Here is a 15822-nt window from a genome sequence, read left to right as displayed (position 1 = left end):
TTATTTTATGTTGTAATAAAGAAAAGTTTTCCTTATATTCAGAATTATATTAATACGGGATTATACAACATTCTGAATAAGTCATTCTTTTCTTAAATAGAATGGGAAAATCTTATTAAACTAGTTTGAGAGGAGAAATGTTCATTGAAAAAGAAAAAGCTATTATCCATCTTAACTACCAGCACCCTTGCACTTTCCCTTGCTATTCCAACTGTCGGGGTGACAAGCACTGCTGAAGCTGCAGCTTCGCCGAATTGGAATACAGAGCGTTATGGTGACAGAATCGATATTGACAGCCAATTGAATAAGCTTTCAGAAAGTGACTCCTTTATCAAAAAAGCTGAGCAAAAGATCAAAGAACAGGCTGACCAGATCAACCAGGATAAAACCGAAGCTGCTCAAGAAGAGAGTGCAGACTCTACTTTTACATATGACGGTGGCACTAAGCTGTTTCTCGATCGCGATTTAGCCTTTAAGGAGTTTACTCTGCGAAGTGCTGGCGATAACGTGGAAATCTGGGTGGCGAATGACCTATCCTTCCCTGAAGGAGATACCCGCCCTGCGCACGTGGTGACTCAAGAGCAGGTTGATAAGCTAAAAGACGAATTCGACAGTAATATGTATCCTGTTGCAACAGATTTCTTCGGCACCCCTGATGAACTTGATGGCTCAAACTCGCCGCTTCCAGGAATGGTCGGCCTTCCTGAAGGCTATTACGAAGGCAGCGACAAGGTCATCATGCTTGTAGACAATATTAAAGATGATGGCTACTATGATCCTTCTTATCCATTCTTCGTGGCCGGTTTCTTCTGGCAGACACTTGAAAACTACATGGATAGAAACATTATCACCATTGATACCAACAGCTGGGAGACCCGCTTGGAAGACACTTTTTATGCAACGACAATCCACGAACTTCAGCACTTGATTCATGCTGATAATGATGCTGCTGAGGAAACGTGGATCAATGAAGGGATGTCAACGTTCTCTGAATTCCTCGGCGGATACGGACATGGAGAAGGATCCATCAACTTCTACCTGGATCATCCGGAGAATTCTCTTGTTAACTGGGACGAGCACAGAGTAACGGAAACAGGTCCTGAAACGATTGCAGATTATGGACAGGTGTATCTCTTCACGTTGTACCTATACGACAAATTCGGACAAGAATTCGTTCGTGAACTTGCCCTGAGTGAAGAAACAGGAATGGACGGCGTAAACGCTGCCCTTGTTAACAATGGAATTGATATGGATTTCACAGAGTTGTACAATCAATTTATTACAGCTCTTGCCCTTGATGACGGCACCGGCGGCAAATATGATTTTGACAGCATTGATTTAAGAGATTTAGAGGTTGATAACGAAGGAACAAAACGCGGCTTCACTGTGGATTATGATAAAGCATTAACATTTGAAAAAGAAGGCGTGCCTGCATGGGGCGGTGACTTTAAAGAACTTGATTTCCAAGAAAAAGTAGACAAAATCACCTTTGATGGCGTGGACTTCCTTCCTATCCCTTGGGAAAGTGTTGCAGATCCACTCGGAAGCGACAACCAAGTGCTATGGGGCAATAAAGGAGACGAAGCTGATAACGCACTGATTTTTGAAGCAGATCTTTCAAGCGTTGACAAGGCTACCCTTAATTTTGATAACTTCATCGATATCGAAGAGCAGTGGGATTTCGGGGTTGTTCAAGTTTCTACTGACGGCGGACAAAGCTGGACAAGTCTTGCAAATGAAAATACCCGCTCGGATGTTGTAGAGGAAGGCTACCCTAAAATAAAAGAGAATGTTCCTGGATTCACAGGTCAATCCGAAGACTGGCAGAAAGAAAGCTTCGACCTTTCTGAATACACAGGCCAGAAGGTGCACATTTCATTCCGTTATTTGACAGACTGGGGCACTACTAACAGCGGCTGGTTCATTGATAATATTGAAATCCCTGAAATCGGCTATGCTAACGACGGCAGCTCTGCAGAAGAGTTCTTATCTCAGAATGAACTTCTTGGAAAATTTGTGGAATACACTGTTACGTTCATCAATGAGCGTACTGTCGGCAAAGGCAAAGGTGCTAAAACGAAATATAAAGTCCATCATGTTGAGCCGTTCAACGTAACCGAAGAGGATGCTTTGCAGCTTCGCCAGTTGTTCAAAGACGGAAACAACTACATGATCACGACTTATGCAGCTCCTCCTTCTGATAAAAATCCAGTAGACTTTTCATATGAGGTTATTACGAAGGATAAGAAAGAGAAAGACAAGAAAAATAAGGGCAAAGGTAAAGGAAAAAAAGAATAATAGAAATGCAGCCGGTTGTCCTAATGGATCAGCCGGCTGCTTTTTTTACTTAGATAATTTATTACTTTAACGCATTAAGAGGGACTGTCCCTCTTAGCGCGTTAATAGACTAAAGGACTTTCTATCTATTTCGACCCTCGAAATGATCTCGAAGCTTGTACCATTGTCACTATTTTGTATAATTGTAAGATAATTCTAACTAATCATGTAATATCCTGTTAACTCTTCTATACTTGTACTAACTTGATTATAGGAGGAATTTTATTGAAGAAAAAAGTTCTTGCCCCCATTCTGATTACGACCGCTTTGATTTCCGCTTCCCTTCCTTACAGTAACGTCCTGGCCGCGCAGCCTGAAACACAGGCAGAAAATGCTGTTGCAAAGAAATGGAACGAAAATGCCAATGTCCCGCTTTTCGTGAAGGAAAAACACGCAGCCAAACGTTCGGGTGCAACATCTGCAGACGCCCTCAGCTTCCTCAATGAAAATAAAGCAAAACTCAGCATGAAAAACCCTCAAGGAAACCTAAAGCTGAAGAAGAAAGAAACAGACGAACTCGGCATGACTCACTTCCGCTACAACCAAACAAAAAATGGTGTTCCTGTTGAAGGAGCAGAGGTGCTCGTCCACTACAATGATAAAAATGAAATCACCGCAGTGAACGGTACCCTAAATAAACAACTCGAAAAAAGCAATCTGGATACTACTCCGAATGTCTCAGTCAAAACGGCTCTAGAGACTGCAAAAGCTTCCGTTGACGCACCTTCCACCTTAGATCAGCTTCCATCTTCTGACCTTGTGATCTATCCGTTTCAAGGAAAAAATCATCTTGCTCATAAAGTGAACCTCAGCTTCCTCGGTGAGGAACCCGGAAACTGGTATGTGTTTGTCGACGCCAAAACAGGGAAAGTCATCGATCAGTACAACGCCATCATGCATGCCGATGAAATCAAAACCCAAAAAGGAGTCGGCATCGGTGTGTGGGGAGAACACCGCCAATTACACATCTCCAGAAGCAAGCCCGAGCGTGGAGGAACTGTATTTAACCTTGCTGACTACAGCCATGAGGGATTAGAGGGGATCATTACATATGATTACTCGAAAGGCTATCTAGAAGTGTTCCATGGAAAAGACGCATCTTTCAAGGATGACTTTGACAGAGCTGCAGTGGATGCCCATTATAATTCAGAACAAGTGTATGAATACTACAAGCACGAACATGACCGTAATTCACTTGATGATAATGGCATGCCGATTCAGTCTGTCGTCCATTACGGCGAAGACTATAATAATGCGTTCTGGAACGGAACTTTTATGGTCTATGGAGATGGTGATGGTGAATTCATGGTGCCGCTATCAGCAGGTCTTGATGTAGCCGCCCACGAGATGGCCCACGGGGTAACCTCCAATTCGGCCGGCCTGGTTTACCGCTTCCAGTCGGGTGCGTTGAACGAAGCATTTTCTGATATTTTTGGAGCATTAATTGATGACTCTGACTGGGAAATGGGAGAAGACATCATGGCTCCTGCAGCAAGAGAAGGCGGCAGGGACGCACTGAGAAGTTTGAGTGACCCGAGCAGATTCCCGGTCGGCGCTGCCTATGTGCCATACGGAAATGGCGACGGCATGTATCCGTCCCATATGGATGAATATTACGACCTGCCGCGTGACTTGGACAACGGCGGAGTGCACATCAACTCCTCCATCATCAACCATGCCGCCTATCTGACAGCCCAAGACATCGGACGAGAAAAGCTCGGAAAAATCTATTATCGCGCACTTACCGTCTACCTGACACCTGACTCTGATTTCAGCCATGCCCGGGAATCGATCATTCAATCGGCCATCGACCTTTATGGGGAAGGCAGTCCTGAAGTGGCAGCTGCTGCCGGCGGATTTGATTCTGTGGGCATCTGGTGACAGTCACGCCCCGAGTTTTGTCGAATTGAGGAGCTTAATACAATACGGGAGCATTTAACAATAAATAAAACGGCTAACCTTAATTTGGTTAGCCGTTTGCTTGTTGAATTAGGAATATTTTTATATATGTATAGTGAAGGAATATTTTCCACCTATAAGTTCGACAAATTTCGGGAGGTGACTGTCACTATTTTTTCTTCCTTTTCTCTTATATCCGCGTTTGCAGGGACCACTTGAATACTATTAAGAACTTCGTCTAATTCTTGACTAGCTTTAATGGCCTCTGCAGAAGTCATTCCATAGCTGCGGATGGCAAAGATCATTTTATTTCTGCTGTACTCAACTTGTTCTTCGTGCGAAACACCTACCATGGAACTCCTCCTTTTTTACTATTTTAGTATAAAATCCCTTTAAATGGAATATATTTTTCCTGGAAATGTTAACCTTTTTATCTTCTTAGGTAACTAAAGCTGCAAACCAATTATTTTCTCATTAAGAGCTGGGAATTCAACCACTCTTTTAATCTATCAATCAATATATATTTCAAATTCACTGCTATCAATGTTACCTTCCATCACAAACACATCAAATTACCCGGGTTATTTGTCCCTTTTAAATGCACTCTCTATTAAGTAGGATTAAGAAGATTATGTGAGCGAAAGGGGAAAATACAGTTTGAAAAAGCTTTTGTTCGTTATTTTAACTACTGTGAGTCTATCATTATCACTCTTTTCACCTGGAACTAAAGCGGCTGAAGGGTTCAGCGATGTTACCAAGAATCATTGGGCCAATAAGGAAATAGCCTATATTAGCAGCCTGGGGATCATTAATGGATTCGGAGATGGAACTTTCAGGCCAAACACTAATGTAACTCGGGAGCATGCTGCCATTATTATCGGCCGTGCTTTACAAATTGATATTTCCAACAGACCCCAGCCAAAGTTTCTGGATATTAAGAAAAATGATCAAGCCTACCCATATATCGCGGCCTTAACAGATGAAGGCGTTTTCGAAAATGTCTCATTTTTTAATCCTTCCAAGTATTTGACCAGAGCGGAAATGGCTAAAATTCTAGTGAATGCCTTTAATCTGGAAGGTAAGAGCCCTAACCAATTCAAGGATATGCCTTCAGCTCATTGGGCCTATCCCTATGTTTCCACACTTGTGGGCAGAGGAATTACTGCTGGAGTAAGTGAAGGCTATTATGCTCCGGGAGATTCTGTTTCAAGGGCTCAGATGGTTGTTTTTATAGAAAGAACATTGATGCTAAACAAAGAGAATGACTTATTAAATGAAATCTTGAGATTAACTAACGTCGAGCGCTCGAAAATAGGAGTTCCTTTGCTAAAAATGTCTGGGGAAGCCGAGCCGGTTGCCATGCTTAAAGCGAAAGATCTTGCCGAGAATGCTTATTTTTCACACACTTCACCTACTTACGGCAGTCCTTTCGATATGCTAAGAGACTTTGGAGTTTCATACAGTCTTGCTGGAGAAAATCTGTTTGCGGGTTCAGCAGAACCTTCTGCTGCTATATCTTCATGGATGAATAGTCCCGGTCACCGTGACAACATGCTGAATCCCAACTTTACTCACATGGGAGCAGGTTATGCACAAGGAGGGCCCTATCGGCATTATTGGGTTCAGATTTTCATAACAAAATAAACAGTGAGTTCTTAGGAAAGGCGTATCGAACGCCCTTCCTTTTTTATGCGCTCTTTCCGGTTAGCTTGTTATTCAGCTTAAATTCGCAAGAAGGAAATGTACAAAAGCTACACCTTTTCGTGAGTAAGTGGGGAAATTTCACATAAAATCATCCTGTTAAAAATTTTCCTGTATCCTTTAAGGCTGTTAGCCCCCTGTCATTCGACAAATTGCGGGGCGTGACTGTCACTGGACAGCCATCGAATGTACCGTTGTTTATATAGTGCAGCAAATTTATAAATAAAAAAAGACACCGACTTTTCCAGAGTCGGTGTCTTTTTCGCCCAGGTTGGATTACCAACCAAAAGCTCGCCTGATATATTTATATCACATTTTGTCGATTTATGTCGATAGCAAATAGGTGCAGGAAGGAAGTACCGAAAAAATTCAATTTATAGGGAATTCCTCCAGGTATCAGGAAAAATCATTATCCGAGCTGTTTTGACATTTGCCAGAGCACTTACCTATACACTGGTGGTGAGGAAATATACAAAATACCATGCACTGAATTCCGGATATAAAAATCCACATACCTGCCGACCGAAAAAGGCCGGTTTCCCTCTTATAAACCCAGCTCTTCGTTAACCAAAACTTTAAGAGCAAGGATTTCCTCTTCACTCATTTTTTCTTCCAGCAAAGCCAGGATTTCCGACTGTTCTTCAGGAGTGACGCCATCCGATACCATCGACTGAAGATCCATCAACTCGCTTATGCCCACTTTCTTAATTACACCGTTGATTGCTTCTTCTTTTGTCTGGTAAACCAATGAGCTTGGATCCACATTTTCAGTACCGTCTTTTAAAAACTGTTGAAGCTCAGGATTTGCCGCGACCTGCCTCTTCACTTCCTCGACTTGACCTGGGTTGGCTGATTCCTGTTCAACATAGTCCCCTATCTTATCCGTAGCCATATTGGTGCCGAAGTGGTAAATCGCAAAGCCCGCAATTCCAAATACTATCAAAACTACGGCAGATATTTTTAGAAGTTTCATACCGGGTATCCCCCTTTACTTTTTATCTTAAAAATAATCTTACACGTTACCCAGCTTAAAATAAACTCTATGGGTAAATAACCTCCTTATAAAAACAGAAATCACCTTCTTGTGGTGAAAACCTTATTTGCTTTTCTCCTTACGATGAGATGCCGGCATTCTTAAAGGAGTTTGTAAAATTATTTTAAAAAATGTAATAAAATTGAAACAAAAAGATAATTCGTCTCGTCTAAAGGTTATATAGCAAATTAAATCAAATACCATGGAGGTTTCAAATGAAAAAGAAATTTTCTGCAATCGTCTTTATGGTCCTATTCTTCATAGCCGCTGGTGCATTTCACTATCAGGGTACCCAAAGCACAGCTAACGCAAATCTAGATCAGTCTGGGAAGAGCCCGGAAACCAAGATTGAAAGTATTGAAGAAAGCAAGAAAGACAACGCCCCTCATCAGAAAGATACTGATAATAATTCTACAGAAGAAAAACCATCTCCTACAGGAACAGATGAAACCGAAGATAAGGCGAGCGATTCTGGAAGCACTAATGAAGACGAAGAAAATACGGATACACCAACTAACACGAGCAAAAATAATATTACCTCCACCGATTCAGCTAAACAAAATGAGTCAATCATCCTAAATGGCAGTGAATACACAAATATAATGGATATAGAAAAGTTTCAGGAGCTTGCTGCGATTGCAAAAAAACACGGCGGTATCCTGTACGCCCTCGAAAACACCGATTTATTCGTAATAATGAAAGATGACACTCTTTTGTTTTCTATGTCAACTGGCACTGCCGGTGTTCCTAAAGAGCAGGTAGGAATACTCTTAGATTTCTTTGCGGACAGTGAATATCAGGGAATCATTGAAAATATTAAGCTCGTACACGAAACGGGCGCAGAGGTGACGGTTTCCTTTAGCGATACTAAGGGATATTCCATCTCTCAAAAGAACTCGATCATTCATGTAGCTTGGGGGTAAGAACAAAAGCGCAAGCGTCTTGATCAGCCCTGACAGGCAAATGTTCCCAAGAGAAAAAAAGGCGGTCTTCCCTTTTATTCTCTTGGGGTTATTTGATCCCGAGGGGCTAGGCGCTGAAGCTGGACGGAACAAAAGCGCAAGCGTCTTGATCAGCCCCACAGGTAAATGTTCCAAAGAGAAAAAGTTTCCTAAACAATAATTAAGCCCCTTCCAGCGAAGGGGCTTTACCTATCTAAACTATTTGTCCAGCCGGTATTTTACCAGAATTATCTTTTACAATCGGAGCAGCTTCCCCTGCCAGGCGGGATTTAAGCTTGCCAGTCAACGGCTTCTCAATAAACGAATGCACCAGGCAGCCAAAGAACGTGATGATAACCAGCAGGCTGATGCCCGTTACAATCGGTCCTGCTGCATAAAACACTCCTGTCCTGCTGAATATCTCAGAGAAGGTATTCAGCACCAGGTTATGTGCCAGGTAGATGGAAAGCGAGGCACTTCCCAAGTAATTCAGCGCACTTGGGATTCTAATTTCCTTCTTCATGTCGATAGAAGCCAGCCCGTAAATGATAAAGACAGAGGAGAGCCCTGTATACAAGTCATAATAACTGTTATCCAATATTGGGTTAAGATAGTTTAACCAAGTCAACGGAAAACCGGCCAGTCCGATTATAACCAAGCCAACCGAAACAAGCATCGAAGGCTGAAATCTTGTCACAGCATAGGCACAAAGCATCCCTGCCAGGAAAATTAAGTTATATTGATAGAAAAAGAAGTAAGGGATAAATTGCTCAGCCCACAAAATATTTGTCGCAAAACCAATGGAAATAATGGTCCATGTTGTCAGAAAGATCGTAGAGAAAACCTTTTTGGAAAGAAACAATACTGAAAAAATCATATAAAAATAGACTGTATAAACCAGGGACCAAGCCACATCCAGCACCGGCTTCACACCATCCACCTCAGGGATAAGCAGCAAGGAATGAACAATCGTATTATAATTGATCTCATGGCCGACACCTAAGTACGGAAAGAAAATCAGAACCGGAATCGCAATCAGCGTAAGAACAAAATAAACAGGATAAATCCGGACAAACCTGCTTTGCAGAAATCCTTTTAACTGTTTAGGCTGCCCTAATTTCTTCTGATAAATATAAAAAAGCATAAAACCGGATAAAGCAAAGAAGTAATTCACCCCGCCGGAAATCGGAAGAGAAGACAACCCGAGTAGATTATAATCCCAATACCCCTCCATATTCACCGAAACGTGAAACAGCATTACCATAATAGGCACCAATGCCCTAGACAGTTGAATCAAAACCAATCGTTTTCTCAATTTTGTTCACTCCTTTAAAGAATCAAAACTTCCTTTAGTTTATGTTAATTCCATTATAGTACACATTTTGTTCTTTATAAAGAATTTTGTCTTGTGTATTTAGCTGGTGACAGTCACCACCCGTTTTAAGTCGAATAATCGGTAATGTTCATTCAATTTTGTTCACTTCTCGTAGCGGGTTCGACATATTTCGGGTGGTGACTGTCACCAATACAAAAAAGAGCACCTCATAAAGAGATGCTCTTTCAGCTTAATCTTATCTTTCAAAGGTGCTGCAAATTAACACTTAAGGCTGAAAAGGAAAGTAATTCGAGAAGTATTTGTTCCATAAATATATAAGGAAATTCTTGAATGGGAAGCGGTGCTTATCATCACCTTTGCCCGGCTTCTCCACTTCTTCCTCTTCCTCTTCCTCTTCCTCACCATCTCCAACTTTCACAACAACCGTCGTCAAAGGATCCAGCGCAATGCTGTCCTCCTTCAAGTCAAAACCGGTTCTCTCGGAAACTTCCTCAACACCAGCCTCGTCACCATCGACAAGTACGGATGCACCGGTCAAGTCTTCTTCTAAAGTCAATGTTCTGGCTTTAGAATCTGCGTTAATGAATACGTGATACACATCGCCATTCGTTGCTTTGGCCTGGTAGGCGATCAGCAGATCCTGATCTCCGATTTCAGGGGCGTCCAGCAATGTGACGTTCGAATCGATCAGCTCTTTTGAACCGAGACGGAAGGCATCCGTTGAGCGGCGCAGCTTGATCAATCCGGATGTGTACTCTCTTGTCACGTTATTCACCGGGTACAGCTCTTCGTTCGTTGCTTTTTCCCAGTCGATTCGGTTGATGATGTCAGATGAATCGTAGGAATCATGGATGAAATACGGATACTTGAACGGCGTTCCGTTTTCGTCCGTCATGTAAGTGGACTTATAAGGAGCCGTTTCTGCTTCCGCTCTCCATTGTTTTGTGCGGCCGAATTCCTGGCCGGCATGGATGAATGCTGTTCCTTGAGAGGTCAGGACCATCGCATTTCCGATTCGAACACGCTTATGAATCTCCACGTTATTTTCCGGGACATCCGGATCTTTTTTGATTGATTGCGCAATCACGTCATACAGCGTCAAGTTATCGTGAGCTGCGATATATTGCACCACATCTCCCGGCTGATCGGCTGTAAAATTATGAGGCTGCGCTTTAATGTTGTCAAAAATCTGGTCTATATTTCGTGCGCCGCCCGTCAGGAATCTTGGCTGGCCTTCGCTTCCGAAACCGGACTTCAACTCATTTCGGAACTCATCGGAGAAGCTTCCGACCGCTTCTGTGTGCTGCATCCAATCCTGGTCAGCAGCTTGAACCGGCTCGCCTTCATCCCCTGCAAACGTTCTCCAGCCTTCCCCAATCATCACAAGATTCGGGTTCACCTTTTTCGCTTGATCAAATGCTCTCTGGATACTTTCCGCGTCGTGGTCGCCCATCATATCAAAGCGGAAGCCATCGACTTTGTACTCGTTGACCCAGTGCATGATGGAGTCTTCTAAAATTCTTCTGGACATTTTATGCGTTGTGCCGAGGCGTCCGCCGCCGAAGCTCGTTCTTGGCGTGCCATCACCGTCCATGAAGTGATAGTAATTCGGTACAAGATCTTCAAAGATTGACACCTGCGCCGTATGGTTGTAGACCACATCAAGGACCACACCCATGTCGCGCTTATGAATCTCTTTAATCAGCTTCTTGAACTCTTTGATTCTCTTTTCCGGATCTTCCGGTTTTTCCGAATACATGCCGGTTAAAGAGAAGTAGCTTTGCGGGTCATATCCCCAGTTGTAGTTCGTGTCGGTTGATTCGTATTCCAGCATTCTTTCCTCTTTTTCGAACTCATTGCTGAAGTAGTAGCTCATCACCGGCAGCAACTGGATATGAGTTACTCCCAGGTCTTCAATGTAATCCAATTTTTCCACGAAAGCGGAGAATGTGCCAAATTCGGATTTCAGTTCATCTGCGATATTCGGGTCAGATGTGAAGTCACGTACATGAGCTTCGTAAATGATGGTATCTTCACGCTTTTCATAGCCTGGTATATCAGCAAAATCAAGCTTCGGACCAACCTTTGAAACATCGACGATTGCTGCTTTCCCTACAGGGTCGCCCGAGTCGCTGCTCCAGGCTGCCATGGACTGCGCGTAAGGATCAAGCGCCAGTTTTGTTTCCTCACCATGAGTGACTTTGTAGTGGTAGTAATAGCCCTTGTGATTCGAGACGCCGGTGTTCTTTTTCGTAAGAGTCACAGACCAGACACCACGTTCGCCTTTTTCCATCTCAACGGTTTTCACCACTTTGTTCTGGTCTTTTTTATCGTAAAGAACAACGGAAACGTTATCGGCCTTCGGAGACCAGACCTTCAATGTGGCTGTACCTTTCTTATGAAGCTCGGCTCCCAATTGTCCATCATAGCCGTACATCTCATCGATCAGCTTCCATCCTGACTTCACCTCTACCGAACGTTCTCCGTAGGTAACGGTGTATGAAAGCTTCTCGATATCAAACGTACCGTGAAGGTGGACCTTCTCTTCGCCTTCCACTGTCACTTCAGAGATGGTTACTTCATTTCCATCTTTATCCGAAACCGAAATGTTCGCTTTCAACTCTTCGGCCGTCAATCCTTCTGTCTTGGAAAAACGAAGGGAAATCAATTCCTCGGAAAGCACTTCTCCTGATAAAAGGGAAGCCTTGCCTGCTCCATAAGGATCCGTATACACCTTGTCTTCGCCTTCTTTTACAAACAGCGTTCTGTACTGATCGAGCATTTCAAACGACATGTCTCCTGTCTGAGCACCAGTGGTTTTGTTCACAAACAGGAAATTGATTTGTGAAGCATTCTCTGCCAATTCGATGTCATAATAGGCACCGAACTTGCCAATTCCCGCTGCATCCGCTGCTCCAGTCGGCCAGCCTTCAGACGGTGCGGCAACATCGCCCCAGTTCCACAGGCCCCAGCCTTCGTAGTCTTTCTTTTCACGGTCATAGTAGATCCTCACCGTGTTTTCGGGAAGTTGGGCCGGTTCATATAGAAAGACTTCGTCAGAACCTTGCTTTATCCAAACTTCATTCAGTTCAGGAGAAGAAAGTTCAACTATTTTATCTCCGCCATCTTTATCTCCGTTGGTTCTGTTTAATACGAGGAACCCGACTTCCTGTGCGTCGCTGTTGATCTTCACATCAACGTACGCACCGTACTCTGTCACTCCGTCAAACGCTTTTCCGCCTGATGGCCAGTTCTCTGTAGGAGTTTCAACGTCTCCCCATAACCATAGACCGAGATTTTCGTAGCTGTTGTCTGTTCTTTGATAGTGGATGCGAAGCGTGTCTTCTGCTATTTCACCGGCATCTCCCGGCTCTTCCTCAGGAACTCCGCCTTCAATTGTGAACAATGCCGTACCGCCGTCTTCCATGGCCGGCAATGTTACCGTCGCTTTTCCATCAGAGGAAGTGGTATACGTTTTGTCAGAATAATGATCGGTTACGACCGCATCTCCCAACCTGAAGTCCACTGATGCTTCTTTGGCCGAGGATGCCGTGTTCAATCCGACAAACACTTCTTCTTCATTATAGCTTCGTTGGAACACAAGATATTTTTCACTGTCCGAGCCCGCGATTTGGCTGCGCTCGCCTTTTGCAAAAATATCGGTATGCGCATTGCGGAAATCCAGTACCTTTTGATAATGCGTCAGCACCTTATTTCCGTCCGTTTCATCCCATGGCATATTCGGACGATTGTCATAGACCGGATAATTATTTTTACCAGGAAGGCCGAGTTCTTCTCCATAATAGATGACCGGCTGTCCTTTAGCCGTCAGCTGCAGTGACGCACCCACTTGATATTTGCCAAGGTCGCCTTCCACTGCTTCAAGGAAACGATCTTCGTCATGGCTGCCGAGGAACTGTCCAAGTGTTGCGTCATTTGAAAGCTCACCATTCCGGCTTTCCAGCTTAGACTCAACCGCAGTCAGACTGCCATTCGCAAAGTCCCTCGCCAGGTTTTTAAAATCAAAGTCGAGCAGTGAATCCATCATGCCGGAATTCAGGTAACCGGAATCTTCGTCCACGTTCGCTCCCCAGACCTCACCGATCATCTTGTGGTCAGGCTTTACTTTCGTTAACTCATTTTTAAATTTCATCCATGTCGTATCTTCTACGTGCTTGACTGTATCCACACGGAAATAATCAATCGTATTGCCGTTCGGTGTTGTTGATTTTTCAATCCAGTCTGTCTGCCATTGAACAATCTGGTCACGAACCTCAGCGTTCTCTGTCAGGAAGTCAGGCAGACCTGACAATTCACCGCGGATCGTGTCATCGCCGCCGTCACGAAGCATGCCGTCAAAGCGCGCACGATCTTCGTCTGTCGGGAAGTTAGGAATGCCTGTCGTTCCGGCATCACTTTCCTTCAATCCGTAACCCGAGTGGTTCAGCACCACATCCACCATGATTTTGATTCCGCGGTTATGTGCTTCATCAATCAATTGATGGAAATCTGCCATAGAACCAAAATGAGGGTTCAGCTCTCCGAAGTTATCCGCCCAATATCCATGGTAGGCATAATAAGGCGTATCTGGATTCTCACTTCTGACATCATAGTCAATATTATCGACAATTGGGCTCAGCCAGATCGTGTTGATGCCCAGTTCATCAAGATAATCTAATTTTTCCGTTACTCCTTTAAAATCACCGCCTTGATAGGTTCCACTCTTGGAAGTATCATAGCCGATTCCATAAGGATCATTGTTAGAACTGTCTCCGTCAAAAAAACGGTCCGTCAGCATAAAGTAAATGACTGACTCATCCCAATCAAAGTCCGCTTCTTCACCAGTGAAGGTCCGTGCCTTCACTTCAAGGGAAGCCTCTGCTTTGTGTGTGTTGCCAAATTCGTCCACCACTGTGATCGGCAGGGTTTTCACGCCTGCTGTCACCTTCTGGTCAACAGCAACCGCCAGCTCCTTCAGCTGCGGATCGATGCTGACTTTTTCTTCTCCGCCGATGGTTGTTAAATCAATGAACATCTCTCGAATCTCAGCCTCATTGTCTGTTCCAAGATCAACAGAAACCACCGCGTTTTCGTTGTAGCTCACCGCTTCCGGCTGAACCGACGCTGAAACTTGGAAGTCAGCCACTTGATAAGTGACGATAGACTGTCCGTCAACCGTATTATAAGGATCTGTTACCTGAGTTGTTTCACCGTTCACCGTTACGAAGTACGTGTAGAGATGCTCTCCCTGAGGAAGGTCCTGCAGGGTATAACTCCACCGCTCGTTCTCCGGCTGAGCCTCCATTTCATAGCGCTCTCCCAGAATCTCAAGCTCTACTTTTTCAATAGTATCCATTGTGCCCTGCGTGTATAATTCCTTGTCACGGAAGAAGAAAGTCGCCTGGCCATCTTCCACTATTGGACCGGAACCATCCGGCACCTTATGGAACTCCATCTCTCCGCTCTTCACATGTACCTTTGTAACTGAATCTTTTTTATTCAATGTAATAAAACGGTCACCGTCGACATCCTTTTCCGACCAGTCCGTTCCCTTTCTTAAAACAAAACCAATTTCATCCACATCAGGACTGACAGCGATATTGAAAATCGCCTTGCCATCCTTCACTTCTGTGTAATCAATCTGGTCATCCTGAACACCCGTGTCCCAAACCCACAGATTCCAGCCTTCATACTCCCCATCGGCCCGCTCATAAGACAAGCTGACAGAACGGTCTCCCGTCTCTGCATGGGCCCCCGGTATGTATCCTGCGAACATCGAGATCACAAGAATGAATGATAAAAAGATAGCTGTCATTCTTTGAAACTTATTTCTCCGCATCCCTTTTCCTCCTGTACCTTTTATTATCGGTGAAACCGTTTTCACAAAAGCATAAAAACAAATGCAGTTGTGAAATCGTTTGCACAAATTGGCGCAAACATCCTCATTCCATGGCAACTACACAAACTTCTCCCTCTATGCAAACGCTATCATCCTACTTATATATTAAGTTACTATGAAGTTTTTCACTAATCAATCTTTTTTGGAAAGATGGGTCTTTGGGTCTTTTATTAGATAGGGCTGTGGCAGGACTTAAGTCGGGGTTTGGTGCAGTTGCCTGTTTCTAGGGTTGCTAGGATTTCTAGGGATAAAGAGGCTGCTTTGTACATATCTTTGGCGAAATCTCTCATTCTTGACCGAGGTAGAGCTCATCTCATACATATCTCCGCCGAAATCTCTCTCACTTGACCGAAGTACGGCTTACTTCATACACATCTCGGCCTAATTCTCTCAATCTTGGACTTCTGTCAAGAAAATGGACAATTTAAAAAGGTATTTTGTAACTGACTTTGCTACCGCACTTCGTTTGCTGGGCCTGAGGAATGAGTGATTCAAAATCGAATCATTCATTCCTCAGGCAAATGGTACATTTATGAGATATTTTTCAAAGAGTCCAGTTGGTATTTTCTTTCAAAGTTGTTAGGCGAAAGATAGCCTAATGTCGAATGTTTTCGCTTCTCATTATAACGAGCTGATATATAGAAATTAATGGCCTTGGCAGCCTGTTCTCTTGTCT

9 protein-coding genes are annotated in these 15822 nt (G+C 43.8%); 4 read left to right on the top strand and 5 right to left on the bottom strand.

The genetic code is table 11. The annotated features are described in order from the left end of the window. Nucleotides 1-144: 144 nt before the first annotated feature. Together FZC79_RS07325 and FZC79_RS07320 are read left to right on the top strand one after the other, a co-directional pair. The gene (locus FZC79_RS07325) at nt 145-2298 is read left to right on the top strand and encodes a choice-of-anchor J domain-containing protein (protein ID WP_148946167.1); all 2154 of its coding nucleotides are present in this window, start codon (nt 145-147) and stop codon (nt 2296-2298) included. A 264-nt stretch (nt 2299-2562) separates the two neighbouring features. Then, nucleotides 2563-4218 (top strand): M4 family metallopeptidase, encoded by a 1656-nt coding sequence (locus FZC79_RS07320; protein WP_148946166.1) that lies wholly within the window; start codon nt 2563-2565, stop codon nt 4216-4218. A gap of 152 nt (nt 4219-4370) precedes the next feature. Here the strand turns inward: FZC79_RS07320 and FZC79_RS07315 are convergent, their stop codons facing one another. Next, nucleotides 4371-4589 carry an aspartyl-phosphate phosphatase Spo0E family protein gene (locus tag FZC79_RS07315; RefSeq protein ID WP_148946165.1) on the bottom strand — a complete coding sequence of 73 codons (219 nt, stop codon included), beginning with the start codon at nt 4587-4589 and terminating at the stop codon, nt 4371-4373. Between the two features lie 304 nt (nt 4590-4893). Here FZC79_RS07315 and FZC79_RS07310 point away from each other — a divergent pair, with 304 nt between their 5' ends. Then, nucleotides 4894-5880: an S-layer homology domain-containing protein gene (locus FZC79_RS07310; RefSeq protein ID WP_187442679.1), complete on the top strand. Its 987-nt coding sequence runs from the start codon at nt 4894-4896 to the stop codon at nt 5878-5880. A 601-nt stretch (nt 5881-6481) separates the two neighbouring features. On the opposite strand, the gene FZC79_RS07305 is transcribed toward FZC79_RS07310, so the two are convergent. After that, nucleotides 6482-6910, bottom strand: a complete 429-nt coding sequence (locus tag FZC79_RS07305) for a hypothetical protein (RefSeq protein ID WP_148946163.1) — start codon at nt 6908-6910, stop codon at nt 6482-6484. Nucleotides 6911-7185: 275 nt separating this feature from the next. Between FZC79_RS07305 and FZC79_RS07300 the strand changes: the two genes are divergently transcribed. Beyond that, nucleotides 7186-7893 (top strand): hypothetical protein, encoded by a 708-nt coding sequence (locus tag FZC79_RS07300; protein WP_148946162.1) that lies wholly within the window; start codon nt 7186-7188, stop codon nt 7891-7893. 232 nt (nt 7894-8125) lie between these two features. Here the strand turns inward: FZC79_RS07300 and FZC79_RS07290 are convergent, their stop codons facing one another. The 3 genes from FZC79_RS07290 to FZC79_RS23985 all read right to left on the bottom strand — a co-directional run. Then, nucleotides 8126-9226, bottom strand: a complete 1101-nt coding sequence (locus FZC79_RS07290) for an acyltransferase family protein (RefSeq protein ID WP_148946161.1) — start codon at nt 9224-9226, stop codon at nt 8126-8128. Between the two features lie 286 nt (nt 9227-9512). Continuing rightward, a complete protein-coding gene (locus tag FZC79_RS07285) occupies nt 9513-15086 on the bottom strand; it encodes a pullulanase (RefSeq protein ID WP_148946160.1) in 5574 nt (1857 codons plus the stop codon). A gap of 590 nt (nt 15087-15676) precedes the next feature. Then, a partial coding sequence (locus tag FZC79_RS23985) for an IS3 family transposase (RefSeq protein WP_148946159.1) occupies nt 15677-15822 on the bottom strand: 146 nt, incomplete at its 5' end.

The sequence above is a fragment of the Rossellomorea vietnamensis genome, from assembly GCF_008180615.1.
In the GTDB taxonomy this organism is placed as follows: Bacteria; Bacillota; Bacilli; order Bacillales; family Bacillaceae_B; genus Rossellomorea; species Rossellomorea vietnamensis_D.
This window is presented reverse-complemented; position numbering and strand designations above follow the sequence as displayed.

Excerpts from the sequence above, each read along its gene's own strand:
- FZC79_RS07305 (WP_148946163.1), bottom strand. The coding sequence starts at position 6,910 with ATGAAACTTCTAAAAATATCTGCCGTAGTTTTGATAGTATTTGGAATT.
- FZC79_RS07300 (WP_148946162.1), top strand. The coding sequence starts at position 7,186 with ATGAAAAAGAAATTTTCTGCAATCGTCTTTATGGTCCTATTCTTCATA.
- FZC79_RS07285 (WP_148946160.1), bottom strand. The coding sequence starts at position 15,086 with ATGCGGAGAAATAAGTTTCAAAGAATGACAGCTATCTTTTTATCATTC.
- FZC79_RS07315 (WP_148946165.1), bottom strand. The coding sequence starts at position 4,589 with ATGGTAGGTGTTTCGCACGAAGAACAAGTTGAGTACAGCAGAAATAAA.